The sequence below is a fragment of the Streptomyces sp. NPDC047981 genome, assembly GCF_040653315.1.
Taxonomy (GTDB): domain Bacteria; phylum Actinomycetota; class Actinomycetes; order Streptomycetales; family Streptomycetaceae; genus Streptomyces.
Genome location: NZ_JBEZNQ010000030.1, coordinates 1 through 22669, shown reverse-complemented (window position 1 = coordinate 22669; position 22669 = coordinate 1). Strand labels below are relative to the sequence as shown.

38 protein-coding genes are annotated in these 22669 nt (G+C 70.2%); 12 read left to right on the top strand and 26 right to left on the bottom strand.

The window, feature by feature from the left end; all coding sequences use genetic code 11:
• Positions 1-23: 23 nt before the first annotated feature.
• A complete protein-coding gene (locus AB0E14_RS19350) occupies positions 24-599 on the top strand; it encodes a hypothetical protein (RefSeq protein WP_362419005.1) in 576 nt (191 codons plus the stop codon).
• Positions 596-1471, top strand: a complete 876-nt coding sequence (locus AB0E14_RS19345) for a hypothetical protein (RefSeq protein WP_362419002.1) — start codon at positions 596-598, stop codon at positions 1469-1471. Before AB0E14_RS19350 ends, AB0E14_RS19345 begins: the two co-directional genes overlap by 4 nt.
• An 87-nt stretch (positions 1472-1558) precedes the next feature.
• Here the strand turns inward: AB0E14_RS19345 and AB0E14_RS19340 are convergent, their stop codons facing one another.
• The 17 genes from AB0E14_RS19340 to AB0E14_RS19260 form a co-directional block, all read right to left on the bottom strand.
• Positions 1559-1720 (bottom strand): hypothetical protein, encoded by a 162-nt coding sequence (locus AB0E14_RS19340; protein WP_362418999.1) that lies wholly within the window; start codon positions 1718-1720, stop codon positions 1559-1561.
• Between the two features lie 101 nt (positions 1721-1821).
• Positions 1822-2898, bottom strand: coding sequence for a PhlD (locus AB0E14_RS19335; protein WP_362418996.1), 1077 nt, complete (start codon positions 2896-2898; stop codon positions 1822-1824).
• Positions 2899-2990: 92 nt separating this feature from the next.
• Positions 2991-3827: a helix-turn-helix transcriptional regulator gene (locus tag AB0E14_RS19330; protein WP_362418993.1), complete on the bottom strand. Its 837-nt coding sequence runs from the start codon at positions 3825-3827 to the stop codon at positions 2991-2993.
• A gap of 674 nt (positions 3828-4501) precedes the next feature.
• On the bottom strand, positions 4502-5137 hold the full coding sequence (locus tag AB0E14_RS19325; RefSeq protein WP_362418990.1) for a hypothetical protein: 636 nt from the start codon (positions 5135-5137) through the stop codon (positions 4502-4504).
• Complete coding sequence (locus tag AB0E14_RS19320; protein ID WP_362418987.1) at positions 5134-5439, bottom strand: hypothetical protein; 306 nt, start codon at positions 5437-5439, stop codon at positions 5134-5136. The genes AB0E14_RS19325 and AB0E14_RS19320 overlap by 4 nt, the downstream gene beginning before the upstream one ends.
• Complete coding sequence (locus AB0E14_RS19315) at positions 5426-5851, bottom strand: hypothetical protein (RefSeq protein ID WP_362418984.1); 426 nt, start codon at positions 5849-5851, stop codon at positions 5426-5428. Before AB0E14_RS19315 ends, AB0E14_RS19320 begins: the two co-directional genes overlap by 14 nt.
• A gap of 360 nt (positions 5852-6211) precedes the next feature.
• Positions 6212-7252: a hypothetical protein gene (locus AB0E14_RS19310; RefSeq protein ID WP_362418981.1), complete on the bottom strand. Its 1041-nt coding sequence runs from the start codon at positions 7250-7252 to the stop codon at positions 6212-6214.
• Complete coding sequence (locus tag AB0E14_RS19305; RefSeq protein ID WP_362418978.1) at positions 7249-7680, bottom strand: hypothetical protein; 432 nt, start codon at positions 7678-7680, stop codon at positions 7249-7251. Before AB0E14_RS19305 ends, AB0E14_RS19310 begins: the two co-directional genes overlap by 4 nt.
• Positions 7681-7699: 19 nt before the next feature.
• Positions 7700-8068, bottom strand: a complete 369-nt coding sequence (locus tag AB0E14_RS19300) for a hypothetical protein (RefSeq protein ID WP_362418975.1) — start codon at positions 8066-8068, stop codon at positions 7700-7702.
• The gene (locus AB0E14_RS19295; protein WP_362418972.1) at positions 8065-8493 is read right to left on the bottom strand and encodes a hypothetical protein; all 429 of its coding nucleotides are present in this window, start codon (positions 8491-8493) and stop codon (positions 8065-8067) included. Before AB0E14_RS19295 ends, AB0E14_RS19300 begins: the two co-directional genes overlap by 4 nt.
• A gap of 9 nt (positions 8494-8502) precedes the next feature.
• The gene (locus tag AB0E14_RS19290; protein WP_362418969.1) at positions 8503-8856 is read right to left on the bottom strand and encodes a hypothetical protein; all 354 of its coding nucleotides are present in this window, start codon (positions 8854-8856) and stop codon (positions 8503-8505) included.
• On the bottom strand, positions 8853-9158 hold the full coding sequence (locus tag AB0E14_RS19285) for a hypothetical protein (RefSeq protein ID WP_362418966.1): 306 nt from the start codon (positions 9156-9158) through the stop codon (positions 8853-8855). The genes AB0E14_RS19290 and AB0E14_RS19285 overlap by 4 nt, the downstream gene beginning before the upstream one ends.
• Positions 9155-9487, bottom strand: a complete 333-nt coding sequence (locus tag AB0E14_RS19280; RefSeq protein WP_362418963.1) for a hypothetical protein — start codon at positions 9485-9487, stop codon at positions 9155-9157. The genes AB0E14_RS19285 and AB0E14_RS19280 overlap by 4 nt, the downstream gene beginning before the upstream one ends.
• Entirely contained in the window at positions 9484-10008 is a 525-nt protein-coding gene (locus tag AB0E14_RS19275; protein WP_362418960.1) for a phiSA1p31-related protein, read from the bottom strand. Before AB0E14_RS19275 ends, AB0E14_RS19280 begins: the two co-directional genes overlap by 4 nt.
• An 11-nt stretch (positions 10009-10019) precedes the next feature.
• The gene (locus AB0E14_RS19270) at positions 10020-10607 is read right to left on the bottom strand and encodes a hypothetical protein (protein WP_362418957.1); all 588 of its coding nucleotides are present in this window, start codon (positions 10605-10607) and stop codon (positions 10020-10022) included.
• Between the two features lie 35 nt (positions 10608-10642).
• Positions 10643-10816, bottom strand: coding sequence for a hypothetical protein (locus AB0E14_RS19265; RefSeq protein ID WP_362418954.1), 174 nt, complete (start codon positions 10814-10816; stop codon positions 10643-10645).
• Entirely contained in the window at positions 10813-11178 is a 366-nt protein-coding gene (locus AB0E14_RS19260) for a hypothetical protein (protein WP_362418951.1), read from the bottom strand. The genes AB0E14_RS19265 and AB0E14_RS19260 overlap by 4 nt, the downstream gene beginning before the upstream one ends.
• A gap of 295 nt (positions 11179-11473) precedes the next feature.
• Here AB0E14_RS19260 and AB0E14_RS19255 point away from each other — a divergent pair, with 295 nt between their 5' ends.
• Complete coding sequence (locus AB0E14_RS19255; protein WP_362418948.1) at positions 11474-11809, top strand: hypothetical protein; 336 nt, start codon at positions 11474-11476, stop codon at positions 11807-11809.
• A 140-nt stretch (positions 11810-11949) separates the two neighbouring features.
• Positions 11950-12471 carry a hypothetical protein gene (locus AB0E14_RS19250; RefSeq protein ID WP_362418946.1) on the top strand — a complete coding sequence of 174 codons (522 nt, stop codon included), beginning with the start codon at positions 11950-11952 and terminating at the stop codon, positions 12469-12471.
• Positions 12472-12523: 52 nt separating this feature from the next.
• Here AB0E14_RS19250 and AB0E14_RS19245 read toward each other — a convergent pair whose 3' ends face one another.
• From AB0E14_RS19245 to AB0E14_RS19230, 4 genes are all read right to left on the bottom strand, one after another.
• Entirely contained in the window at positions 12524-12799 is a 276-nt protein-coding gene (locus tag AB0E14_RS19245) for a hypothetical protein (protein ID WP_362418944.1), read from the bottom strand.
• Entirely contained in the window at positions 12796-13092 is a 297-nt protein-coding gene (locus tag AB0E14_RS19240; protein WP_362418941.1) for a hypothetical protein, read from the bottom strand. Before AB0E14_RS19240 ends, AB0E14_RS19245 begins: the two co-directional genes overlap by 4 nt.
• A gap of 75 nt (positions 13093-13167) precedes the next feature.
• On the bottom strand, positions 13168-13521 hold the full coding sequence (locus tag AB0E14_RS19235) for a hypothetical protein (RefSeq protein WP_362418938.1): 354 nt from the start codon (positions 13519-13521) through the stop codon (positions 13168-13170).
• 102 nt (positions 13522-13623) lie between these two features.
• The gene (locus AB0E14_RS19230; protein ID WP_362418935.1) at positions 13624-15171 is read right to left on the bottom strand and encodes a hypothetical protein; all 1548 of its coding nucleotides are present in this window, start codon (positions 15169-15171) and stop codon (positions 13624-13626) included.
• A 272-nt stretch (positions 15172-15443) separates the two neighbouring features.
• Here AB0E14_RS19230 and AB0E14_RS19225 point away from each other — a divergent pair, with 272 nt between their 5' ends.
• Together AB0E14_RS19225 and AB0E14_RS19220 are read left to right on the top strand one after the other, a co-directional pair.
• Positions 15444-15899 (top strand): hypothetical protein, encoded by a 456-nt coding sequence (locus AB0E14_RS19225; RefSeq protein ID WP_362418932.1) that lies wholly within the window; start codon positions 15444-15446, stop codon positions 15897-15899.
• A 23-nt stretch (positions 15900-15922) separates the two neighbouring features.
• The gene (locus tag AB0E14_RS19220) at positions 15923-16207 is read left to right on the top strand and encodes a hypothetical protein (protein ID WP_362418928.1); all 285 of its coding nucleotides are present in this window, start codon (positions 15923-15925) and stop codon (positions 16205-16207) included.
• Here AB0E14_RS19220 and AB0E14_RS19215 read toward each other — a convergent pair.
• From AB0E14_RS19215 to AB0E14_RS19195, 5 genes are all read right to left on the bottom strand, one after another.
• The gene (locus AB0E14_RS19215) at positions 16204-16962 is read right to left on the bottom strand and encodes a hypothetical protein (protein ID WP_362418925.1); all 759 of its coding nucleotides are present in this window, start codon (positions 16960-16962) and stop codon (positions 16204-16206) included. The two genes, AB0E14_RS19220 and AB0E14_RS19215, sit on opposite strands and share 4 nt — an antisense overlap.
• 186 nt (positions 16963-17148) lie before the next feature.
• Entirely contained in the window at positions 17149-18450 is a 1302-nt protein-coding gene (locus tag AB0E14_RS19210; RefSeq protein ID WP_362418922.1) for a hypothetical protein, read from the bottom strand.
• Positions 18451-18676: 226 nt separating this feature from the next.
• Positions 18677-18931: a hypothetical protein gene (locus AB0E14_RS19205; protein ID WP_362418919.1), complete on the bottom strand. Its 255-nt coding sequence runs from the start codon at positions 18929-18931 to the stop codon at positions 18677-18679.
• 290 nt (positions 18932-19221) lie between these two features.
• Positions 19222-19986 carry a GntR family transcriptional regulator gene (locus tag AB0E14_RS19200; RefSeq protein ID WP_362418917.1) on the bottom strand — a complete coding sequence of 255 codons (765 nt, stop codon included), beginning with the start codon at positions 19984-19986 and terminating at the stop codon, positions 19222-19224.
• Between the two features lie 5 nt (positions 19987-19991).
• Complete coding sequence (locus AB0E14_RS19195) at positions 19992-20528, bottom strand: UTRA domain-containing protein (RefSeq protein ID WP_362418915.1); 537 nt, start codon at positions 20526-20528, stop codon at positions 19992-19994.
• 113 nt (positions 20529-20641) lie between these two features.
• Between AB0E14_RS19195 and AB0E14_RS19190 the strand changes: the two genes are divergently transcribed.
• The 6 genes from AB0E14_RS19190 to AB0E14_RS19165 all read left to right on the top strand — a co-directional run bounded on the left by AB0E14_RS19190 (position 20642) and on the right by AB0E14_RS19165 (position 22663).
• Positions 20642-20905 (top strand): excisionase family DNA-binding protein, encoded by a 264-nt coding sequence (locus AB0E14_RS19190; protein WP_362418912.1) that lies wholly within the window; start codon positions 20642-20644, stop codon positions 20903-20905.
• A 76-nt stretch (positions 20906-20981) separates the two neighbouring features.
• Complete coding sequence (locus AB0E14_RS19185; protein WP_362418909.1) at positions 20982-21272, top strand: hypothetical protein; 291 nt, start codon at positions 20982-20984, stop codon at positions 21270-21272.
• A complete protein-coding gene (locus tag AB0E14_RS19180) occupies positions 21269-21448 on the top strand; it encodes a hypothetical protein (protein WP_362418906.1) in 180 nt (59 codons plus the stop codon). The genes AB0E14_RS19185 and AB0E14_RS19180 overlap by 4 nt, the downstream gene beginning before the upstream one ends.
• The gene (locus tag AB0E14_RS19175) at positions 21448-21867 is read left to right on the top strand and encodes a hypothetical protein (RefSeq protein WP_362418903.1); all 420 of its coding nucleotides are present in this window, start codon (positions 21448-21450) and stop codon (positions 21865-21867) included. Before AB0E14_RS19180 ends, AB0E14_RS19175 begins: the two co-directional genes overlap by 1 nt.
• Before the next feature lie 82 nt (positions 21868-21949).
• Positions 21950-22375, top strand: coding sequence for a hypothetical protein (locus AB0E14_RS19170; protein WP_362418900.1), 426 nt, complete (start codon positions 21950-21952; stop codon positions 22373-22375).
• Between the two features lie 36 nt (positions 22376-22411).
• Positions 22412-22663 carry a hypothetical protein gene (locus AB0E14_RS19165; protein WP_362418897.1) on the top strand — a complete coding sequence of 84 codons (252 nt, stop codon included), beginning with the start codon at positions 22412-22414 and terminating at the stop codon, positions 22661-22663.
• Positions 22664-22669 lie beyond the last annotated feature (6 nt).

Genomic DNA, 22669 nt, shown 5'->3' with positions numbered 1-22669 from the left:
TCTGCCTGAAAGGGATAACCGTCATGAGCTACCGGACCACGACCAGCTACGGCACCTGGTGCAACCGGGTCAACGCCTCCTCCACCAGCCCCGATGTGGACATCCTCGACTTCATCAACGGAGGTGACAGCGACTGGCAGCAGCTGCTTGAGTCCTCCGGCGCCCTGGACGAGATTCAGCTGGAGTACCGCCGCAGGATCGATGCCGCACTTCCTGACAGCATCAGCCTGTGCGGGGAGGAGTTCATCGGACCGTGGCAGCCCGAGGACGGCGAGTTCGACGGCTACCCGGCCGACGCCGACGGCTTCCTGGACTTCGCCGCCATGGTCGAGGACATCGACCTGGGCGCCATCGTCGAACGGAACGAGCCGCTGACGCTGGAGGCCATCGGCCGGGACGAGATGCGGTCGACGGCGAAGGAGCCGGCGAAAGCGGCGTCGAAAGCGATGTCCCGGCTCGGGGTGAAGCCCGCGTACGGCTACCACCCCAACCCCGACTCCGGGCGCCCCCAGGCGTACTACCGGGCCGGTGACGTCCGGGACGCTCTCGCCGCGCGCCCCGGCCAGGGCGCGCGGACCGACAAGGCCGCGGGCGAGTGACCGTCCGGCCGTCCGGGCTTCCCCGGCTCCAGCGGCAGACCCTGCGACACCTCGACGACCCCGCCTCCCCTCTGCGGTCCCGCACCGGCCCGGAGAAAGCCGACGGCCTGGACGGCCTTGCCACGGCCTTACGGGCCGGTGAACTGTTCTGGGTGCAAGAGGACATGACCGCTCTCGCCATGCACGCTGGGGAGTCCCTGGCCGCAGCCCGGTGGGCGACCGCCGACCGGCCGGCACCGTGCGGGCTGCTTTTCTGGCAGGGCGGCATCGGGACGATGGACTACAAGGGCGTGTCCATCCCGGTGGAGGCCTGCGCCTGGGCGCCGTTCCAGGGCGGGATGATCCTGTGGCTGCTGATGTCCCGTGACCGGCTCGCCGCCGAGGTCGCACGGGTCTACACCGTGCCGCCCGAGCACGTACCGCCGCTGATCCCGATCTGCGGCGCGGTCCTCCCCGTCACGACGGAACCGGTGTCGTTCGCCGAACTCGACCTCGACATCGGTCTTCCTGAGCCCATCGTGGCGGCCCTGGCCACCGCGTGGCTGCTCATGCAACAGCCCCTGCTCATCGACAGCACCCGGGAACGTGCGGACAAGCCCACCGCCCGCGCCTTCGCCCGGGACGGTCTGCCCACCCCGGACGTGTCGGTCGTGGACCTGCGCCGCCAGTACACCCCGCAGGACGCCGACCCGCATGGTGACGGCGGTTCGCGGCACTATCGGTACCGGTGGGTCGTCTCCGGGCACTGGCGCAACCAGGCCTACGGGCCGGACCGCTCACTACGCCGCCGCACGTGGGTGCCAGCCCACATGAAGGGACCCGACGGGGCACCGCTGCTGTCGACGCAGAAGGTCAACGTCTGGCGCAGGTGACCACCAGAACCGTCGACATGTGCGGAGCGCCCCGTCCCGTGTGCTGCCCGGGGCGGGGCGCTTGCGTGGAAGCGCGGGGGGCGGGGGCTACGTGCCCGGCGCCACCTTCACGATCTCGACATCGGAGACGCCGTCCTGGGCCGCCTTGAGCGCCTTGTACGTCTCGGCGGCCGACGCGCTGTAGGAGACGGCCGACACCTGCCGCTCGTTCTTGCCGGCCTTGGTCCAGTGCAGCCTGTAGTTGTCCATCACGTCCTCCGCTCTCAGGGGTGTGCCCGGCGGAGAGCATCGGCATGGGCTCCACCGGGCACTCTAACAGACTCGCACGAGCCACTGACAGCGGACCGGGGTCAGGCCGCCCAGGTACCTCGGATGGCGGCGGTGTTGAACCCGGGCCCGTAGGCGACGGCGACGCCGCGGGCGCCGGCTGGGGGCGGGGTGGTGTGGGTGCGTTCGAGGACCCGCAGGATCGATACGCCGCCGAGGTTGCCCTCCTCGGAGAGGGTGGCGAACGAGTGGACCGTGCTGGTGGCGTCCAGGCCGAGGGCGGTCGCGGTGTCGGTGATGATGCGGGGGCTGCCCGGGTGGACGGCGGCGAAGTCGACCGTGTGGTCGGGGCCGAGCCAGTCAAGGACGGTCGGGAGGACGTCGTCGGCGGCGGTGAGCGCGTCCTTGGTGGAGTCGAAGTGGAAGCCGGCAGCGTCGAGCCGGCCGGAGTAGCGGTCGACGGAGTCCGGGAGGACGAACTCGAGGGTGTCGTCGGGGCCGTCGATACGGAGGCCGGGGCCGAGGGGTTCGGAGGAGACGATGCAGGCGGCGGCGGAGTCCCCGAACAGCGCCTTGTAGATCATCGCCTCGATCGACGTGTCGTTGTGGTTGTAGACGCTCGAGATGACCTCCGCCGCGACGACGAGGACCTTCGCGCCGGGGCGGGCGGTGACGAGGTCGACCGCGCGGATCAACGCCTGGGTGCCGCCGGCGCACGCCATGGTGGTCAGGGCGATGCGTCGGACGGTGGGGCGTAGGCCGAGGGCGGCTATGAGGTGGATGTCGAGGTTGGGGACGGACCAGCCGGTGGAGTGGGTGGTGACGATCGCGTCGACGTCCGCGTACGCCCCGGGCTTGCCGGGGTCGGGGGCGAGGCCGGTGGCGGCGAGCGTCGTCTGCGCGGCCGTCGTGGCGAGCTCGAGGGCGTCGGCGAACGCGGTTCGGGAGCGTTCCTCGATGCCGGCGTCCCCGGAGACTGTGGGGGACATCAGCGGCCGCGTGAAGTACCGGCTGTCGACCCGCAGGCTGGCGATCACACGAGGGATCGCCGAGCAGCGTGGGTGGCCGGGGTGCCGGGCGAGGATGTCGTCGACTATCTCGCTCGTGGTGACTTTGTGGGCGGGGAAGGCGGTGTGAGGTCGGGAGATGTAGGCGGGCACGCTGGGCCTCCGGCGCAAAAGGGGGGTGTCGGCGCGTGGGGGGTGCCGACACCGTACGCCAGCACGATGGTCACATTCCCCCTGATCACGGGTCAGAAGGTATCGCGGGCCCGCAGCATCGGTACGCGGGCATGGGCCTTCTTCGTACCGGGGTGGTAGAGCAGGACGATCAGGCGGGCGCCGGGAGATCCGAGGGGCTGCGCGGCGCACATGGTGACGTGGCCGGGGCCGTGGACGGCGTGGAGTATGGGGCGTTCGTCGCCGTCGGGGTGTATGTGGGCGCCGCCCGCGTTCCAGATCGGGGCGAGGTCGGGGTCGGCGAGGACGTCCTTGACGATTCGCTGAAGCGTTTCGTCGTCGGTGCGTATGGCGACCGCGGCGCGCAGTTGCGGCAGGACGAGCGGCGCCCAGACCGTTTTCCATTCGAGGAGGGTGTTGCGGGCGTCGGGGTCGAGGAGCATCCACCGCATGGTGTTGCGGGGGATGCGGCCGCCATCGAACAGGTCGGCGAACGGGGCGTTGTGGGCGAGGAGGTTCCAGGACGCGTCGGTGACGTAGGCCATGTGGGAGAAGCCATCGAGCGCTTCCTGCCACACGCCGGGGACCTCGAGGCCGGACGACTGGTAGAGCGGGCCTGGGGGGTTCCCGATGCCGGCGTACTGGCAGAGGCTGGACCACTCCTGCTCGTTCAGGCCGAACAACTTGGCGACGTCGGCGAGGTAGTCGACGGTGGGGGACGTCAACGCGCCGGTCTCGAGCCGGTTGTACGTGTTCTGTGCGCGGTTGGTGAGGCCGTCGACCTGGGCCTGGGAGAGGCCTTGGGCACGCCGGCCGCGGCCTTGCGGCTTCTCGAACCCGTGTGATTCCGGGTCGATGAGAGCGCGGCGTTCCCGCAGCAGTTCCTTCAGGGCCTTCTTGTTCGCCTTCATGCGTTGCGCTTCCCCCCGGGTGTACGGCGCACGTGTCGCCTCGTGGAGTGTAAATAGTGGCGCTGGGTTTCGTAAGAAAAACCCTGCGTAGATTTGTGGAGGTTGAACGGTCAAGCTGTGGGGGCGGAGGCGCTGACCTGCTGGGAAGACAGGCGAAGCGGCCACCGTGCACTAAGGAGGACCTAACTGGCAGGCGGCGCGCGGGAATCCGTCAAATCGCCTGTGAGTGAAAGTCCGGTAGCCCTCGTCGAGGCCCCGGAAGGGAAGTGACGGGACGGAGCCGCAATCCGCTACGGCAAGGAGCGGATTTCGCAGCGCGGCACCGATCCGTTTCTCCCGTACCGGGGCTTTGAGGGCCTCTTGTACTGCGGTCTGTGTCGACAATCGCCCCGATGTCGCGTCCTCGGCGCGGGCCGCTGTAGTCGGCCAGTGGCGCACCCCCCGGCGCCGCAGGCTCTGTTGGCCCTGGGTAGCAGACTCCGCCCGCTGCCCAGGGCCTTCCCGTGCCAGGGCAGCGTGCGTGAGGGTGCTGGGCCAGGGCACCAGGAACCTCCTCTTGGAGAGGGCGCCGCGAAGGGGGAGCGGCGCCCGGCGTGGAGGGCAGCAACAGGGCGCCTGCCCCAGGAACCGCTTTCCGCACTCAAGGTCACCCGAACGAGTGACGGGGCCGCAGGTCAGGACTCGGAGCCCGGTGTCGGCCCGCCGCCCGCAGGGGGCACGCCCGGGCCGTTCACGGACACCGCCTGGGCGTACCGCGCCCACGACTGCATCGCCGCCCAGAACTCCTTCGCCGCAGCGTCGGGCGTGTAGCCGGGGCCGTAGTCGATGGCACCGGTGTTCGTGTGGATCGTGACGAGCGGTTGACCGCCCGGTCCGGTGATCTCGATCGTCGGGTCGGCCGGCTCCAGCGCGATGATCGACCCCATGTTGAAGTCGGTCAGGGTGATGGCGTCGCCGTTCTGGAGCGGCTGGCGCTGCTCGGTGGGCGTCCCGGTCTGGTCGGGCACCAGGGTCTCCTCGGTGGGGGAGTGTTCCTCCTCCGGGAAGCTGCAGACGTTCCGGCCGTAGTACATCGCCCGGCACTCACCCGGCCCCTCGTACGCGTGGTGCGTGATCAGCCGGTGCAGGCCCTCCCGCTTCCGGACCGCGGCCATCACGTCGGTCGCGAGGGTGTCCGCCCAGGAGCCGGGCAGCATCGGGTTCCCGGCCGGCCACGCCATCTTCCGTACCTGCTCGAGCACGACCGCGTACCGGTCGTCCCTCCGGGCGTCGTTGCGGGCACCCGGGTTGAAGTCGGTGATCCGGCTCATGGCGCGCTCTTCTCTGTCGGACCTGTCGGAGCAGAGTTCGGAAGCCGTTGGACCAGGCCGTGCGTCAGCAAGACTGGTTCGCGGCCGTGGACACCGAGGATGTGCCCGCCGATCTGCTGGTACGCGCTGTGGTGGATCGTGCCCTCGGGCGGGTTCGTGTACCAGCCGCAGAAGGGGCAGTCGTAGCGGACCGGCTCGGTGTGCAGGGGGATGGCGGTCTGCCCTTCGAGGGGCTTCGGGGTGGAGGCGGCGAGCTGCTGCTTCAGGGCACCGAGTCGGGCCCGGGTCTCAGGTGTCGTCACCGGCGTCTCCTTGGTCCTGGAGGTCGGGGCTGCTGACGATGAGCCGCAGCTGCGGGCGCTGCAGGGGCGGCTGCTCCTCGACCCCGGGTGTCGGCCAGTCGTCCGCGCGCAGCCCGTACGTCTTCGGGGGCTCCCACGTGCGGTGGCGCGTCCACGCGCACGCCCACGTGTAGACGCGGATCCAGGCTTCGTCACCAGCCTTCAGCGTCATGTAGGAGGGGAGGAGGCCGCCCGCGTTCGGGATGGGCTCCGGGGCGGTCTTCCGGGCTTCCTGGTAGGCGAGCTGGTGCTTGCGTCCCCAGTCGGTGTGGCGTCGGCAGAACGAGATCCGGTCGAGCCAGCCGGTGACGGGGTCCACGGTGTGGGCGTAGTCGGTGGCGTGCTGGCCGCATGGGCCGTCGCGGCGGATCATCGGCGCGGCGCAGGTGCGGTGCTGCCAGGAGGCGGTCGCGTAGTTGGGTTCGTACCGGGGGCGGTCGGCGGCGAGCAGGTCGGCCAGGCGTGGCTTCTCGACGCCGCCCTGGGTGTAGCGGCCCAGGATGGCGCCGGCGCGCCCCCAGGTCGGCGCTTCGGTGGTGTGCCGGTCGGGGTCGCGGTACCGGAGCCATGCGATCAGCAGGATGAGCTCGCGGGACTCGGAGGTCTGCCGCTTGTCGCGGTAGACGCTGGCGACGAACTGGTCGTAGCCGTCGTCTCCGCCGCCGCCCTTCTTCTTCCGCTTCGGCCCGGGTGGCGCCTGCTGGACGTGCGCGAGGTGCAGTGCTGCCCCATGTCAGTTCTCCTCGACTGCGCGGGCGGCTGCGGCGTCGGTCTCGCCGTTCGGGCCGGCCTTCGCGAGCGTGGCCCGGAACTTCCGGATCCTGGCCACGCGCTCCGCAGACCAGCTGTGCTTCGCCGCGACCTCCTCGAGGAGCTGGGCGCAGTCGTCGGTGTGGTCGTGCTGCTGCTCGCAGTCCCAGCCGATGAGGACGGCGTACAGCCAGGCGTCTGCCTGGTTGGCGGCCCAGTCGCGGGAGTCGGTCTTCATCCTGCTGCGGAGGACGAGGAGCGTGTTGTGCACTCCTGCGGCGAGGCTGGCGCCGTCGGTCAGGAGGGTTCGCTGCTCGTTCCACGAGCGGAACAAGGCCTGGCCTGCGTCGCGGCGGTCGACGAGCTCGCCCTCCGCGTCCCAGAGCCGGTCGTACAGCTCGTCGAGAGTGGCGTCGGTGTGCTCGGCGAGCGGGATGCGGTGCTCGGGGTCGGTGAGCGGCGGGGCGGCCGGGAGGTCGCCGTTGGCGGTGAGGAGGTGTTCCTGCCACAGGACGGCGGCGACGCGGTGCCAGCGCTGCGCGGGCGGCATCCATCCGCAGGCGCAGTCGACGGTGTAGCGGCCGCTGAGCGTCTTCACGAGCTTGGGCAGGTGGGTGGTGACGATCGGGACGTGGGCCGGGCAGAGGTGCCCGCCGTCGGTGAACACGCTGTTGGTCTTCAGAATGTGCCAGCCCGCGCCCGACCATTCGGGGCGCGGCGGCTCGCGGCCGTCCATGTGGGAGATCGCGTCGTACTGCTTGATGCAGCCCGGGAACAGGCAGGTGCGCAGCGCGACCTGGCGGCGGGCCTGCTCGGCCTCCACCTCGTCCGCGAGAACGGTCTCGAGCGCGTTGGTGAGGGCTTCGGTGTCCTGGCGGCAGAGCGCGCAGATGTACGTGTAGGTATGGCCCTTCTCGCCGGGCCGCGGGTGGTGGTCCCACTTCTCCTGGCCGGCCTTGTGGGTGTGGCCGGTGGCGGGGGTGGTGCGCAGGGCGACGTCGATGCGCTCGCGGAGACTGGTCACGCGGTGCCTCCGGCCGGTGCGGTGGGGGTGGGCTCCCAGAACTGGACCTGGACGTCGTACAGGACGTTGCCGCTCGGGGTCCACAGGCCGAGCGCCCCGGTGGCTGGGATGGCGCGCGGGAGCGGCCGAGCGTTGCGGAGGGCCCAGTGCCAGTGGTCGCTCATCCCCCACGGCGCGCAGCAGTCGTCGGTGGCCTGGTGGCAGGAGTCGAGGACGGCGGTGCCGAGGATGGCGCCGCGAACGTCCGGCCAGGCCGCGCTGGTGAAGTCGGAGGCGACGATGCCGGAGGCGTGTGGCTCCTTCGCGGCATGGATGAGGATCGTGGTGCCGACGTGGGCGGCGGGGATCGGGCGGGAGCGGTTCTCGGTGCGCTTCGTACCCCAGACGATCGCGTCGGCGTACGGCTGCCGCACGGTGAGGGCCCTCATTCGACGGTCTCCTTCGGGGTCAGATGGCGAGGATGGTGACGGGCTGGGCGTTCGGGGTGCCCTCGAGGGCGGGGCCGGCGTACCAGAGGCAGTCGGTGTCGTCGCCGCGGGCCGGGTCGGGTGTGCGGAAGACGACCCACGTGTTGCGGATGTACGGGAGCCAGTCGTCGACGGTGGCGGTGCGGTCGTCGGCGAGGTTGTGCAGGCCGTGCTCGATCCGGGAGTACCGGTTGAACGCGGCGAGCGCGCGGCGGGGCGTGTGGTGGCCGAGGGCGAGCATGGCGCCTTCGGCGCCGAACGCTGCGACGGGGATGCCGTAGTGGGTGGCCTCCATGGGCGGGGAGGTGTCGGTGGTGGAGCGGTCGTCCAGGGCGAGTGAGGTGTTCACGGGGTCGGCTCCTTCGGGACCTGGAACGTCCACCAGCCGTCGTAGCCGGCGGGGAGTTCGGGGTAGGCGGCGAGCATCGGGCGGAGGATGTCGAGGTGCTGCTGCATGACGGTGAGGTCTTGGACGCCCCAGTAGTTCTTGCCGTCCCACCGGCCGTCGCACGTGCCGCCGTAGCGGCCGTCGAGGTCGGCGGACAGGACCGCGACCGGGTCGGTGAGGTCGAGCGGTCCGGGCAGGTAGTGCTGCCAGAGCATCAGCGAGCCGAGGCAGGCCCGGGTGACGCCGTTCTGGCGGCGGAACCAGACGGCGTTCGCCGACCCGCTGTAGGCGTGACGGTCGCCGCGCGGGTGCTGCTCACCGTGGACGGTGGACAGGTCGATCGCGAACGGCTTCTGGGAGATCAGGAAGCGGTCGGTGCGGTGCACGGCGGCTCCTCAGGTGGTGGGCTGGCAGTCGTCGTGCCGGTCGCAGCGGCAGCGGTTGCAGGCGGTGCAGCGTTCGATGGCGGCCGTGTCGCAGGCCGGACACATGCCCGGCTCGTCGCCCTTGCAGTTCGGGCAGAGGTCGCCGGCCGCGCCGCAGTCCCAGCCCGCGTTGTCGGTGAGGTGGCGGCGGGCGACGCCGTAGCGCTCGTTCTGCGTCATGCCGGAGTGGACGATGTAGTCGCCGAGGACCGTGGTGGAGCAGTCGTCGCAGTAGATGCCGATCTGGGAGGTGTAGGCCTCCTCTCCAGGCGGGACTGGTGTGGCGGCGAGGAGCTCGTTGAGGCCGAGCGGCTGAGTGGTCACGGAGTCGGCTCCTTGGGGTCCGGGGCGATACGGCGCATACGGAGTGGCGGGGCGGGTTCGGCTTCGCGGCGGGCCGCTTCCCGCCACGAGCGGACGTTCGCGAGGGATCGGCGCGGGTGGACCGTCCACATGAACGCGAGGGCGACGGCGAAGATGGCCTGGGCGGCCCAGTTCGCAGGGTTCCGCCAGCCGCCTCGGGCGTGACCCTCGGCCCAGGACAGAAGTCGGGGGCCGGGGGCAGTGCGGCCTGCGACGTACCCGATGGTGAAAGCGGCCGCTGCCGCGGCGAGGATCGTGGTCACCACTGGCTCACCTCTTCCATGAGGGAGGCCCAGTAGTCGTCCTCGGTCTGCCGCTCCTGGTCTTCGAACCGTTCGCGGGTGCAGTCGGGTTCGAGGCAGGGCCACGGGTCGACGATCCGGCCGGCGTCGTAGGTGTTGTCGGGCGGGTTGGGGTCGCGTTCCACGATCTTCTGGCCGTGCGGGCAATACACGCCCCACCGGTCGTCGCCATCGTGGCCGCTGTTCTCGCGGACGCGGGCCTCACAGTCGGGGTAGGTGCAGTCCTCGAGGAGGCCCTTGTGCTCGGTGTCGCCGAAGCCGCCCGGGTGCGGGCCGGAGTGGGTCGTCACGGGGTCGGCTCCTCGGCGGTCGGGGTAAGGGTGAGAGGTCCGTAGTCCTCTGCGATCTCGCTCAGTAGTGCTGGCTCGCCCGCGCCTTCAGGCAGGAGGAAGACGAGCGGGTTCCCGGCGCGGTCGTGAGTGTCGGTGATGCGCCACAAGGCACCTTCACGGTCTGCGTAGTCGCGGCCAATCAGATACGGCTTCCCGCTGTGCATCACCGCGCGGTCATTGATCTCGACGACGGCGACGCGTCCGCAGTCGCACCGGTGCTCTCCGTGCCATTCGGACCCGTCGCACGCTCCGTACGGGACGGAGGTGATCGTGACGGGTACTTGCATGAGCGACGAGCTGTCCTGCCACCAGTCGCCGCGCGGCGACTTCCCGCAGGCCTTGTGGGTGAGCAGAACGCTTCCCTCATCGATCTCCAGGAGGTACTGGTCGTCGGGGGTGGGGCATGTGCAGCCGTACTCAGTGGCGTCGGGCTCGTTGGCCGGCTCGAAGGGGTTGCAGGGTTCGAAGAAGCTGGGCACTGGACTTGTCCTCACGGGGTGGGCATGGGGCGGCCGCAGGTGCAGTGGACGGTGTTGTTGGTGACGGTGGGCTGTCGCCAGCGGTGGAAGGGGCACGGCTGGACGAGGCCGGGGCCGGGCGGGTGCTGGGTGATGGCGGTGCGCGGGTTGTAGGGGCCGCCCATGGCGCGTACGGGGTGGATGTCGGAGCAGATCAGGCAGCGGGCTGTCGTGCCGCCGGGGAGCGGGGCGTAGAGGGCGCGGCGGGAGCCGGGGCACGTCTTCGGCGGCTGGAGTTCCCGGGGGCCGAAGACGAGTTGCCGGCCGTCGGGGTTCTGCTGTTCTTGGCCGGCGCCGATCGCGCGTCCTTCGCATGTGGCGCACACCAGCTCCCCGTCGGGGATTTCCTCGGCAGTCAGGGCGGGGGCGCGGTCGCTGCTGCCTATGCCGTAGCCGCACCAGGCGCTGTAGCAGTCGCGGTTGCCGTGGCGGGTGCCGCTGCGGGGGCGGTGCCAGCGGGACATGCTGCGGGTGCGGAGGAACCGTGGCCCGGTCGTGAGGGCTTCGACGTTGAGGGCGACGGTGCTGCCGGTGGTGGGCGGGAGCAGGGGAACGGTCACTGCGCGGCCTCCCGGGTTCTCGTGGCGGTGTTCGGTCAGGCCTGCGGGGTGCGGCGGGCACGCATCCGGGTCTTGACCTGCTCCTGGGTGGGCGCCTGGTAGGCGTGCCACCCGGCCTGCTCGGTGTACTGGCGTGCGTGGGTGCGCTGGTCGATGCCGCACCAGCGGCAACCGTTCGGGCTCGCGGGCGTGGCCAGGTGGGAGGTCACAGGGATCCGGCCGCCTCGACCTGGTCGTCCTCCCGATACGGGACCCACTGCTTGTCGGGGTCGTGGGTGGTCGTGTAGTTGTGCTCGCCGCCGTACTCGTGGGCGGGTGCTCCTTCGCCCTTGCCGCACACGTCGCAGGGCGGGGTGAGGTGTACCGGGTCGGGCGCCTTCAACTCCTCGGGCAGGCGGGACCACTCCATGTCGGTGATGGAGGTGACGACCTCGTCCTTGCGCCACTTCTCCGGGGGGTGGATGCCTCCGAGTCCTCCGAGGCTGCGGTAGAGCGTGCAGAGCTGGGCCTTCGCCTGCTTGTTCAGCTCGCGGCTGCGGCGGGTCCAGTGCTGGGTCCTGGTTTCGGGCATGTGCTGGCTCCTCGGGAAGGGGCAGGGTTCTAGCGTTGCGCGGTTTCGGCGCGGTATTCCCCCGGGTCTGTGGCGTCTTCGGGGTGCCCCCACCCTACCCCATATCCCATTGCGCGCGCAATGGGATATGGGGTTCCGGGGGTGCATCAACTCCCGCGAGGCTCTGGTAGATCACCCGAACGAGACCAGCCCGATGTGACCTGCGTCCTAGGCGCGCTACGCTCGCGCGAGCGTAGGGAGCGCGGCAGCCGGTAGATCCCCAGGGCAGGCCCTGTACCGCTCCTACGCTCCTGCCATGACAGACACCACGCCCGCCGTGAAGCTGAAGCTCGGATTCTTCGAGGACTTCCTCACCGTCGCCGGCCTTCTCAAGGACACAGGCGCCCGCCGGGTCGACTCCCGCGACTTCGTCATCGACAAGCCGATGTCTGCGGCTGAGGTTGTCGCGCTTGTGCAACTCCTCGTGTACAGCCACAACGACGCCAACCGGCCCGTCAGGGCAGCAACGACACCACGGCTGAACGAGCGCACGTACCGGGATCGCAGCGAGGAACTGTACGACTGGTGGGGGACGGTCGACCAGAAGCCGTGGCTGAACAGCTCACCGAGCAACGGGCAGCCCACGGCATGACCTGGCGCGCGGTGCTGTTTCAAGCGCTGTAGCTGGGCGAGCCAGACCGCGACTGCCGAAGGAGCCCACACGATCCCGCCTCAGCTCTACGATGGACAGACGGCCCGGACGGGCCGTGACCCGGCCGCGGGGAGGCTGACATGACGTCAATCCACAACGAGGACCATCCGCACCGCCCGGACTACCCGCCCAAGACCCCACCGCCGCCGAAGAAGCCCGTGGAGGCCCCCCGGCCGGCCATCGACACCGGGAAGGGCAAGAAGAGCGTCCTCGTCCAGCCCCGGCTCCGCGCAAGGATCGCGAACCGGCGGGCAGCGAACTGGACATACGAGGCCGCAGCATGGTCAGGGCCGAAAGCCGCCCGGGCCGTCGTGGAGAAGACGACCGCCTGGGGGTACCGGGTCCTCCAGGACCACGCCCTCCCTGCCGCCACCGAAGCCCTCGTCCGCGCCGCCGCCGACGCGGGCGGCCGCCGGCTCAGCGTTCACCTCGCCGACCAGGACCACCAAGCCCTCGTCCTGGTCCTCTCCCACGAACCCGAGCACACCAGCAACGACCAGACCCTCCTGCACCAGATCGCCGGCCTCGGCGTGAACTCCTGCGGCATCGACACCGACCGTACGGACGGCGGCCGCCGACGCTGGGCCCTCATCGACCTGTAGAAGCTGCAAATGCCCGGGCGTCTCTGTAAGGGTTCGTTCGGTGGTGCAGGAGTCAGGGGCCTGCGATGAGCCAGAGGATCAGCACGGCGTTCAGGTCCCGGCTGTAGCGGTAGACGATGGTGATGCCGCGTCCGCCGGTCTGCTCGGGAAGCAGGTCGATGGCGTACGACTCCGAGGTGGGGTCGGCGTCCGGCAGCCTGCGGGCGTGCTCGGGGGCCGGGTCCTCTTCGAGGGAGGCCCGCACCGACATGACGTTCGCCCGCTCGCCGACGCTGAGGTCGCCCCGCAGGATCTTCTCCGCGGCGTCGCTGTAGAACGCGTGGGTCACCGGGCGTGCCTCTCGGCCAGCTTCTGGCCCAGCTCGACCGCGACGTCGTCGGTGGGGCGCATCAGGGCCGCCATCGCTTCCGGGTCGCACCGCAGCAGCACCCGGTGCCGGTACGCCTGGGTGATCTCACGGACGCGGGTGAGGTCGTCGAGGTCGACGGCGTCGAGTTCGGTGTCGAACTTCTGCCGGTCGCCGGGGAAGCCGTGCCGTGTGAGGGCCTGCCGGAGCTCGGCGAGGGTCCGCATGGGTGGCACCGGCCCCAGCGGGCCGGTGTACTCGGGTTGTGCAGTCACAGGGGCCTCCCCGGGGCGTCGTTCCTGTCGCCCGCCAGCCTACGCGCTGCTCCCGGAACGGGGGCCGGGCCGGGGTCAGTCCTTGTAGGCGATCGGTCCGAGACCACTGTGCGCTCGGTTCAGGCCGCCGTACAGCTGGTCGGCCGCGATCCGGGCCTTCTCCAGGCCATGGAACGTCTCGCCGAGGTCGTGCTCGAGCTGGTCCTTGTCGCTACGGAGATGACCGCTCTCGTTCAGGTCGGCGATCAGGCGGGATGCCTGCTCCAGGGCCTGCGGCAGCATCATCGCCATGCGGGACAGGCCGGCGACGAGGCTGTACACGTCACCGGGGTACTGGAAACCGTCACGCGGGCTCATCGTCAGATGGTTGATCGCGCGGATCGCCTCGGCCGCCTGGTCGGCGTACTGGGCGGGCGTCTTGTCGGTCACGGGTCAATACCCTCCGGGTCGTTGTCGGCAGGGCCTAGTTTTCCAGAGCCCACCGACGGCGGGTGAAGATCCAGACAGACGCAGGGTGCTGAACGGCTCGTCCTACGGCGCGAACCCCTCCACCGCGGCCGCGACCGGGTCGGGCGCGGGGGTGACGTACTCGGCGACCGCGCGGCGGCACCAGGCGGTGGTCGCGGGGGAGCGGGTGCTCTCGACCTCGGTGTCGAGCTGCTCGTTCGCGATCCGCTCGGCGTCCGTCGGCAGCAGATGGCGGTCCATCAGGTCGTCGAGGACGTGCCGGATCGCGGTCCGCTCGGGCCCTTCGGGCAGGGCCCGGCGGGCGGTGTGCAGGGCGCGGGCGATCGTTGCTTGCCCCACGTCGAGGACCTGGCGGTACTCCTCACCGCCCTCGAGCAGCCGGGCGACGGCCTGCTCGCGGGTGAATCCACCGCGGGCGGCGACCGCGTCCAGCAGGGCGTCCTCCTTGGCCTGGCGCCAGCCGTCGATCAGGTCCGTGCGCTCGGCGTACGTGGTCTCCGGGAAGCGGCTGTGGAGCTCGCGGCCCTCCTGAGTCCAGTCGTGCAGGTCCCGGTCGGGGTGGCGCGGGCCCCAGTCCTCGGCCCACTCGTACGGGCCACCAGCCCCGATCCCGAGCGCAGACGCGGCGTGCCCGGCCTGGAAGTCCGTCCACATCAACGTCCGCCACCCGGTGCCGGTCCACACGATCAACGAAGAGTTCGGCGGGTGCTCCTCCCCCGGGTACCAAGCGGGTTCGGGAACCTCAGACCGGTCCGGGGACGCTGGCCGCGGGCCCGCCGCAGCGCCGCGGCGAGGACGCGCGGGGGCGTCCGGGACGGCCAGGTACGTGTCGACGGTGACGGAGACGATGCCGTTGTCGGTCCCGTGCTGGACGACGTCGGCACGGCTGAACAGACTGTCGTGCGCGGGCGCGGCATACGCGGCGGCGACCTGGCAGGCGTCCTCCCTGCTGGTGCACCAGCCGACGGTCTGCCACCCCGACGCGCTGCCGCCGTAGTCCTCGCCCAGCACCTGGCCGTCCCGGGACATGTCCAACCAGGCAGCGACCTCCCAGCGCAGTCCCGACGCCGGCGTGAACGTCTGCGGCGGGTCCACGATCCGTCCGGGCTCGTCGACCGGCCAGCCGGTGTGCGCCCACACCCACTGCACGCCTTCCAGCCGAGCCCACTCCGGCATCCCCACCACGGTCACCGAGCCGTCAGCCGTAAGGACTGGCACCGGCACGCGGGGCCCGCGGTCGGTCGAGGAGTAGCCGGACCGGTTCGGCCCGTACTGGGATTCCCGCAGCACGTATCCGTCGACGGCGGCCTCCACCGACGCCCACCGCTGCCACAACGAGCTGACCCCCTGCTCCTCGGCGCGCCGCTTTGCCTCGAGGACTTCCGGATCCGGGTCGGCCATCGTGTACGGCAGCCGCCGGCCCGCGGCCGCGAGCGCGCGAAGCCCGTCGACGACTAGGAGCTCGCCCTCGGACAGCGCCTCCTCGTCGACGACGCTCAGGCCGGGCGGCACGCGGAACGGCTGCGCCTCACGGAGGGCGGCGGTGTACTTGGCGCCGTCCCGGGCGGCGGCGCGGGCGCGCTTCGCGGCGGTGGACTGGTTCTTCGGCATGACGTCTCCCAGCCGGACAGGACCCACGCTCCTCCGGCCATACGTCAAGGGGCCACAGCAGGAGACGGCACACGGACGGTGGCGTGCCGGAAGTCGTCTACGCGGGCCCCTGGAGACCTTGGCCGCCCCCGAGTTCGGGGCTTGCCCGCAGCGTGGGTGCGAGCGTGTGCGGCGACCGGCAGTACGCGGCTGGCCGGTTGATGCACCACCACCGTAGCGGGCCCCACCGACAACCCGGCCGCCAACCGCACGAGCGTGGCAGGATCCGCCGTATGAGTGAGTGGGGGATCGCCCTGATCGCCGCCGGGTCGGCCATCCTGGGCAGCATCACGACGGGGTTCTTCACCTGGAAGGCCGGCCATCGCCAAGCCGCCGCGACCGTAGCCGCCGGCCAGGCGCAGGCGGCCGCGCTGATCGCCACCGTCCAGGCCACCCTCGACGAACAGCGCCGCGCCCGCGCGGTCGAGCGTCGGCGACAGGTGTACGTCCACCTCCTGGAGGTGGGGCAGGCTTGGCAGGTACAAGTGGACCCCGAGCAGGCCGCAAAATTCCTGAACGCGCAGGCGATGGTCGAGCTTGAAGGGCCGCCGGAAGTCGCCGAGGCCGCATTGCGGTTCGCGGTAGCTGTGAACGGCCGCTACGCAACCCGAGAGGAAGGTGTGGCGCCCATTGTCAAAGCCCGCAAGTACTACATGGCCGCCGTACGCCGCGCCCTCGACGAGACCTGAGGTGGCAGCCCTAGGCTGCCGGCATGACGTTGAACGCAGACGAGCTGAAGCTGCTGGGCATGATCGCGCGGTCTCCGGAGCCGGTAGCCGCCTCGAGCTTCTTCCACACCATCCACCCGCCGAACTTCGAGCGGAGCGCGGCTGAGGATGACCCACGTCGGGTGGTGTGGCAGGAGAAGCAGTTCGGGCTCTACCGCGCCATGATCGACCTCCACGACGCCGAGCTGATCCGGATTGTGCATCCGGCGAACGGGGAGCGGCCAGACCTCATGGAAGCCACTCAGGCTGGCCGCGCCGCGCTGGCCTAGTCGTCACGCCGGGTGCACAGGTGCCCGGTGGGGCACGCCTCGCAGCCCTTGTAGTCGACGTAGCCCGAATCGTGTGCCTTGTCCCACAGCTCCTGGGCCTGCTCCAGGCTCTCGACCTCGTCGAAGCGCAGCAGGTCCTTCGGAGCCGGTTCCTCCAGCCGAGACTCGCACGAGCGGAGGTAGAGAACGGCTGTGGCCACGCTTAGCGGCAGCTCGTCCCACATCTCGGTGGGCACACAGGTCGTCGCGGCCGGAACGGACTTGTCGTCGATGAACCCCCAAGGATCTCCAGGATGCTCGGGCTTCCTCGACACGAAGCGCACGAGGGACAACTCGGTCTCGGCGTCCGAGACCACCAGGAATGCGCCCGCGGCGTGCAGGCGGTGGATGGACTCGCGGACACTCTCGGAGTCGAACTCGGGGTACGCAGCAGCGACCTGCTGAAGCGGGATCAGCCTGCCGGTGCCCTCACCGCTGTAGATCGGGAGCTGCCCGGTGTCGATCACCGTGTCGAGGACGATGCCGGCCACGGGGACGTTGCTGCCGTAGACCGGGGCCAGCCGTGCCAGCCGGTGAAGGAAGTCGATCTCCTCGGCGCCAATCTGCGGATCGTTGATCTTCGAGGTGTCCAGCCCGGAGGGCACCTCGATCCATTCCTTGTAGTCCTCGCCTGGAGGCTGAAGTTCCTGCAGGGTGTAGCCGCGCTGGCGGGGCGCCTTGTCGCGGCGGGGCTTGTTCGGCCGATTGCGGCCCATAGGTCCTCCAGGAGGTGTCACGGCTTCGGGGCGGGCCGCGAAGCACCGGGCGGCCCTGCGCGCCCGGCTGTTGAACGGCGGTTAGGACGGCGAGGTGTCGGTCCGACGGCGCGGCCACCTCGGTTGGAGCAAGGCGTCGGAAGGACCGGGTGGCGTACCGCGGTGACAGCTGTACGCCACCCGGGGTCAGAACGGCGCCAGGACGTTGCTGGGGCGGCACTCCGTGCACAGCGTCTCGGTGGTCTCGGCGGCGAACGGCCTCCCGCAGTCACCGCACTCGGGCCGGAGGCCGACCGAGTGGTCCACGACGACTCGATCCCGCTGCGCTGGAAAAACGGGGGGCTCGTCGATGAGGGGAGGATGGTCCTTCGGCTCGTCGCGGTCGGCCCGCTGGTCCTGCGCCCGGGTCGCACATGCAGTGCACGGCAGGCCGGTGTGGATGTCGACCCGGTCGTCGCAGGAGAGACTGCCGCACTCGGCGGTGTCCTTCACCATCGCCAGCAGCGGCCCGTACGGCTGCTCCGGCAGCTCACCGGCGAAGAACTTCGACGCCCAGTACCCGTTCCACCGGGGCAGCACCCGGTGCTCGACGAGCTGCTCCACCGTCCGCTCCCTCGCCTCACCGACCGCGAGCGCGGTCAGCACGGCCGCGGCCACGTTCGGCGGCGTCCGGGCGCCGAGCGCCTCGTCGAGCTCGCGGGGAAGGAGCGCCCGTACGGCCTGCACCTGGTCCCGCTGCGCCTTCGACAACCGAGCTGGCTTCCTGCCGGACGCGGCGGAGCCGCTCACGCCTGGCTCCCTACTACCTGTAGAGGCCTGACGGCATCCAGCGGGGCTACGCCCCGAAGGGGCATCCGGGTCTGGAGAAGGCGTCTGGACAGGGCTCTGGATATTGGGCAGCACCGGTGCTGCCACCCTCGCAGCATGGGTGCTGCCAGGGGTAGCAGCATGGGTGCTGCTACCCCCCTCCTCGAGCGCGGCCGCTTCCCTTGCCGCTTTGACCGCTTTCGTGCTGATTCCCTTGGCCACGCCGCCCTTCCTTACCTCGCCTGCCTCGCGCTTGTCGGCACGGCGCGCCTCGGTCACTTGCTTGGCCACGTCGGCAGCCTTCACCCCCGGCCCGAGCGGGTCGATCCACGTTCCGTTGCCCTGCCACATCAGCGGTGCGTCGAGTAGGTGGTAGACGTTGGCGTCGTTGTCGAGCGGGTTCTCCGGGTTCTTCCGCTCCTCGATCCGGATGAGGCCGCCGACTTCGAGTTCCAGGAGGGTGCGGTCCAGGGTCGACAGCGACACCCCGAGTTGGCGTGCCAGCTCCCGCCGGTAGGGCTTCCCCATGGCGGTGTGCCGCGCCTGGGTGTCCGCGTAGGTGATGAGGATCCCGTACAGGGTGCGCGCGTTCGCGGAGTACCGCGGATCGCACATCCACTGGGCGCAGAACATGCCGAACGGCAGGTTGCCGCCGCGGCGAACCTCAGGGCCGTAGCTCATGCGACACCCCCGGCCACTTGGGTGCTGGCGGCGGGGGTACTACTTGCCGGACCCGCCGGGCCCGGTACGCTCTTGGTCATGGACGACCTCGCTCTTAGGTGAGGGTGGAGCGTTCGATGCAGCGGGGTGCAACCCGCTGGTGTGCTTGGAAGGCCGGTTGAGCTGTGAACTCGCCGGCCTTCGGCGTGTCCGGGGCCAGGTGGCAGCGCCGCCCAGTCCGGGAGCATCACGTACGTCTGATCTGCCTCGCGCGCCCGCGCTCCCGGAAGAAGTCCAGGAACGGCTCGGTGGCCATGACGGTGGCGTTGGCGAGCGTCCAGTAGGGGTGCTCGCGGCCGTCGCCGAACGGCCACTGGGGGTCGGTCTCGGCAATGTGCCGGACGCCCTGGTGGGTGATGCGGTCCACGATGCCCAGCTGCATGAGGAGGGCGGCCCCGCTCTGGAACGTCACGGCGGGCGGCAGGTTGTTCTTGGTCGTCACGGCAGCACCGCTTTCAGGGCGCTGCACTTCGCGCTGGTGAGTCTCACTAGTAGGCTCATGGCGAACCCTTCTGATGGGAGTGGTTCACGTGGCCGCGTTACGTCTTCGCAGGACAGCGGCCATAAGGGCGGTCGACCGGGGTGATGACCGGTCGGCCGCTTTCTGCCTGCAGGCGCAGGCGTTCGATCTACGTCATCGACCTCCCGGTCGCTTACCTCTTCGACGCTATCACTGTAAGCGCAGAACCCTTAAGGTCTGCGCTGAACCAGTTGGCTGGAGATGCCTCTCGGCTACACCGGAATCCTGTACCGCATCCGGTACCGGTGCGCAGCCTTCGTCATCAGCGTCACCTCGATGGGGCGTCGATCATCGGAGTAGACCACCCTGAACGCCACGAGGACGGGCATGTCCTTGGGGAGCTCAAGGGCTGCCACTTCCTCCTCGGTGGGAATCTCCGCGGACAGTTCGTCCACGAACTCCCGAGGCGGGAACCCCAAGGAGTTGAGCAGAGCAGGCGTCCCCCCGCGGATCCGCTTCTTCTCCAGCATCTGAGTTCCCTCGGCCAGGCCGAGCGGGTAGTACGAGCGGGTCAGCTCCGTGGGCTCGTCGTCCAGGAACAGGACCTGCTTACGCAACACGGCCTGCTCACCGTCCTCCAGCTCGAGAGCCTCAGCGACTTCCTTCGGCGGGCGCACGACCTCAACATCGAGGAGCTGCGACCGGCCTACCTGCTGCCGCTTCGCCGCCTCCGTCATCCAGGGGTACGGCTCTCCGGGCTCGGCTGGCTTCATGAAGGTGACCGGCTCGATCGGCTGCTGCGCGTGCTGGCGTACGAACACGCCCTTTCCCGGCATGCCCTCGAGAAGTCCCTCCGCCTTGAGCATCTGGAGCGCCTTCTGGATCGTCGTGTTGGCGACGCCGCCGTACTGCTCCATCAGCTCCGCCGTGGATCCGAGCTTGCTGCCGGGCTCGAGGTCTCCACGCGTGATCTGCCGCCGAACCTCGGCCGCGATCTTCTGGTGCGGGGATCTGGGGTCCTTGAACTCCCTCGCCATCGGTCCTACTTCCCAAGTCGGTACGTGAGGTGCCGGTCGGCCGGCATGGTCATCCAGGAGGCCTCGAAGGGCACTCCTTCTGCCGTGGTGGTCGTACGGAGCAGGCGCAGAACCGCGCTCCCCTCGGGGAGCGCCAGATGTTCGCGCTCCTCGGGATCGGCCAGGCCGGCGCTAACGTCCTCGAGGACAGAGCCGCTCGAGAACCCGAGGTCGCGCAGAAGGCTGACCGCGCCACCCGGGATCTTGCGTGGGTCGGCAAGCCGAGTGCCGCGCGCGACCGCGACGGGGTAGTACGACCGGGCGATCTCCACGGGGTGCCCGTCCAGCAGGATCAGGCGGCTCCGCACGACGACCTGGTCGTCTGGCCCGAGGTTCAGTGCGGCCCGCACGAGTGCCGGCGCTGACACCTCGCCGACCTGCAGAAGGGTTTGCCCTCCGCTGCGCCCGCGTCGGGCGGCCTCCTCGGTCCACGCGTCGGGCTTCCCCTGCTCGCGTGGGGCCAGGTAAGGCGCTGTTTCGCTGATCCACGCGTCGCCCGACATGCGCACACCTCCAAGCTCACTAGTTGCGTTCGACCTTACTTCCTTACCGCTCTCAGCAGTATGCCACCTTAAGCGCTTGCCGCTTAGGGTCCGTAGCGCTTAAGGTGGAGCTCATGGAAACGACGGAATCCACGGAATCCGCCGTCGCCGAGGTGTCTGCGCCGCCCTCGACCCCGTACGTCACGGTCAGGTGGATCGCCGGGTACCTCGCCGTCGGCCTCTCGACCATCTACGACGCCGTCGAGGCCGGTGACCTCCCCGCCATCCGCGTGGGGCGCGGCACCAGCAAGGCCGGCATCCGCGTACTGCTCTCCGACGTGCGGGCGTACGAGAAGAACCGCCAGATCAAGCCCAAGGTCGCCGCACTCGCGGCATGAAGAAGGGCCCGGTGCGCGAACACCGAGCCCTGATGCAGAACCTGCCCTACCTGCTCAATCAGGAGGCCGATCCGCTATGAGCCAGGATCGCACGAGTCCGACCCGGACCATCCCCATGACCCACCCCTCCTTCGACGCCGACGAGGCGCTGCGCCGGGCCCGTACGGCCCGCGCCGTTCGCCCGGCGCGCCGCACGCTGGCTGAGATGAAGCCCAGCTACGAGCAGCAGCCGGTACTCCTCCTCGCCCCGCACGTGTCGTACAACGAGCGCTGCCTGTTCTGCGACAGCTGGCTGTGCCCCGGCAACTGCCAGCAGTTCGCCCCCGCCCCGACCGCCGCGACGGCCCCGAAGCAGGTGGCGGCGTGAAGGCGCAGCGCGGGGGAGACACCCCCGATCCGATTCTCGTCGCCGAGATCGACGCCTTCTTCGACTCCCTCGACCCGCTGGACCTCCTCGACGACGTCCTCGCCTCCGAGGTTCCGGGTCGTGCGGCCGCCGCGTTCGAGCAGCTCGTCACCGGCGACCTTGACGGGGGCGAGTGATGACGAACTACCCCTGGCGCCACATCCCCGGTGAGGCGGCCCCGGTGCACACCGCCGACAACGCGGTCCCGCCCCTCGACGACGACCTTGCCGGTGTCCTGGACGACCTGGCGGGGATCCACCCGGGGATCGACATGATCCGCGACGGGATCCGGCTCCTGGCCGTCGACCGGCTGACGGCCGACAAGACGCAGACCGTCATCACCAGCGTCGCCGGGACCGGCACCGACGTCCTCGCCGCCCTCGGCCTCCTCGTCCAGCGGCTGACCAACCCGGACTCGAACCCGGCGCTCCGCACGCTCGACGCGGAGACCGCGAAGTCGGTGCAGCGGCGCGGCGAGCAGTACGCGTACGAGACCGCTGAGTACGCCCCGCGCGACCACCCCAGTGAGGCCGCCGCCCTCATCGACGGCATCTGACCCACCCCGTACGGCACGCACCACCCCGGGGCCCGGCAACGGGCCGGGCCCCCCACCCGCGACCGCACCTGGAAGGCCAGCCATGCACTCCCAGACCGCCCCGAACCCCATCGAGACCGTCAAGGACGAGATCCGTGACCAGCGCCGGCACCTGAGCAGGGGCCGCACGATCCTCAGCGAGAACCGCACCGACAACCACCTGATCGGCAAGTTTCAGGCCGTCGCCGGCGCCACCGTCGAGACCGACCTGAACATCGTGTTCTCCCGGCGCTGGAAGAAGGTCGGCCTGACCGAGCGGGAGAACACGGTGAAGTTCGCGGCCACGGTCCGCTGCACCGGCCACGGCTGCGCCGACCCGGTCCACGAGGTCCCGGCGACCGGCGAGTTCCTCCTGGACGGCGACGCCGACGAGACCGCCCCGGCCGCCCAGCCCGTCATCGACGCCGCCCGGAAGTGGGCGCAGCAGCACGCCGAGACGTGCCGCGCCCTGCCCTACTCCCGGTACTGACCACTCACCCCACCGCGACCACCTGAGAGGACCGCCATGCCCAACACCACCGCCCAGACGGTCGAGACCACCCCTGCCCCGGCGTCCCACCAGGGCAGTCACCACTGGGTCATGACCCTACAGATGCCCGGCTTCGGGTCGGTCAGTGCCCACGGCACCTGGACCCCGCCCGCCGGATGCACCCGCAGCGACGCGTTCCTGGCGATCAAGGACGACATGGTCCGCCGGAACCCGCAGATGGAGCGCGCCAACGTCCTCTTCTTCTCGTTCGAGCCGAACACCCTCTGACCACCC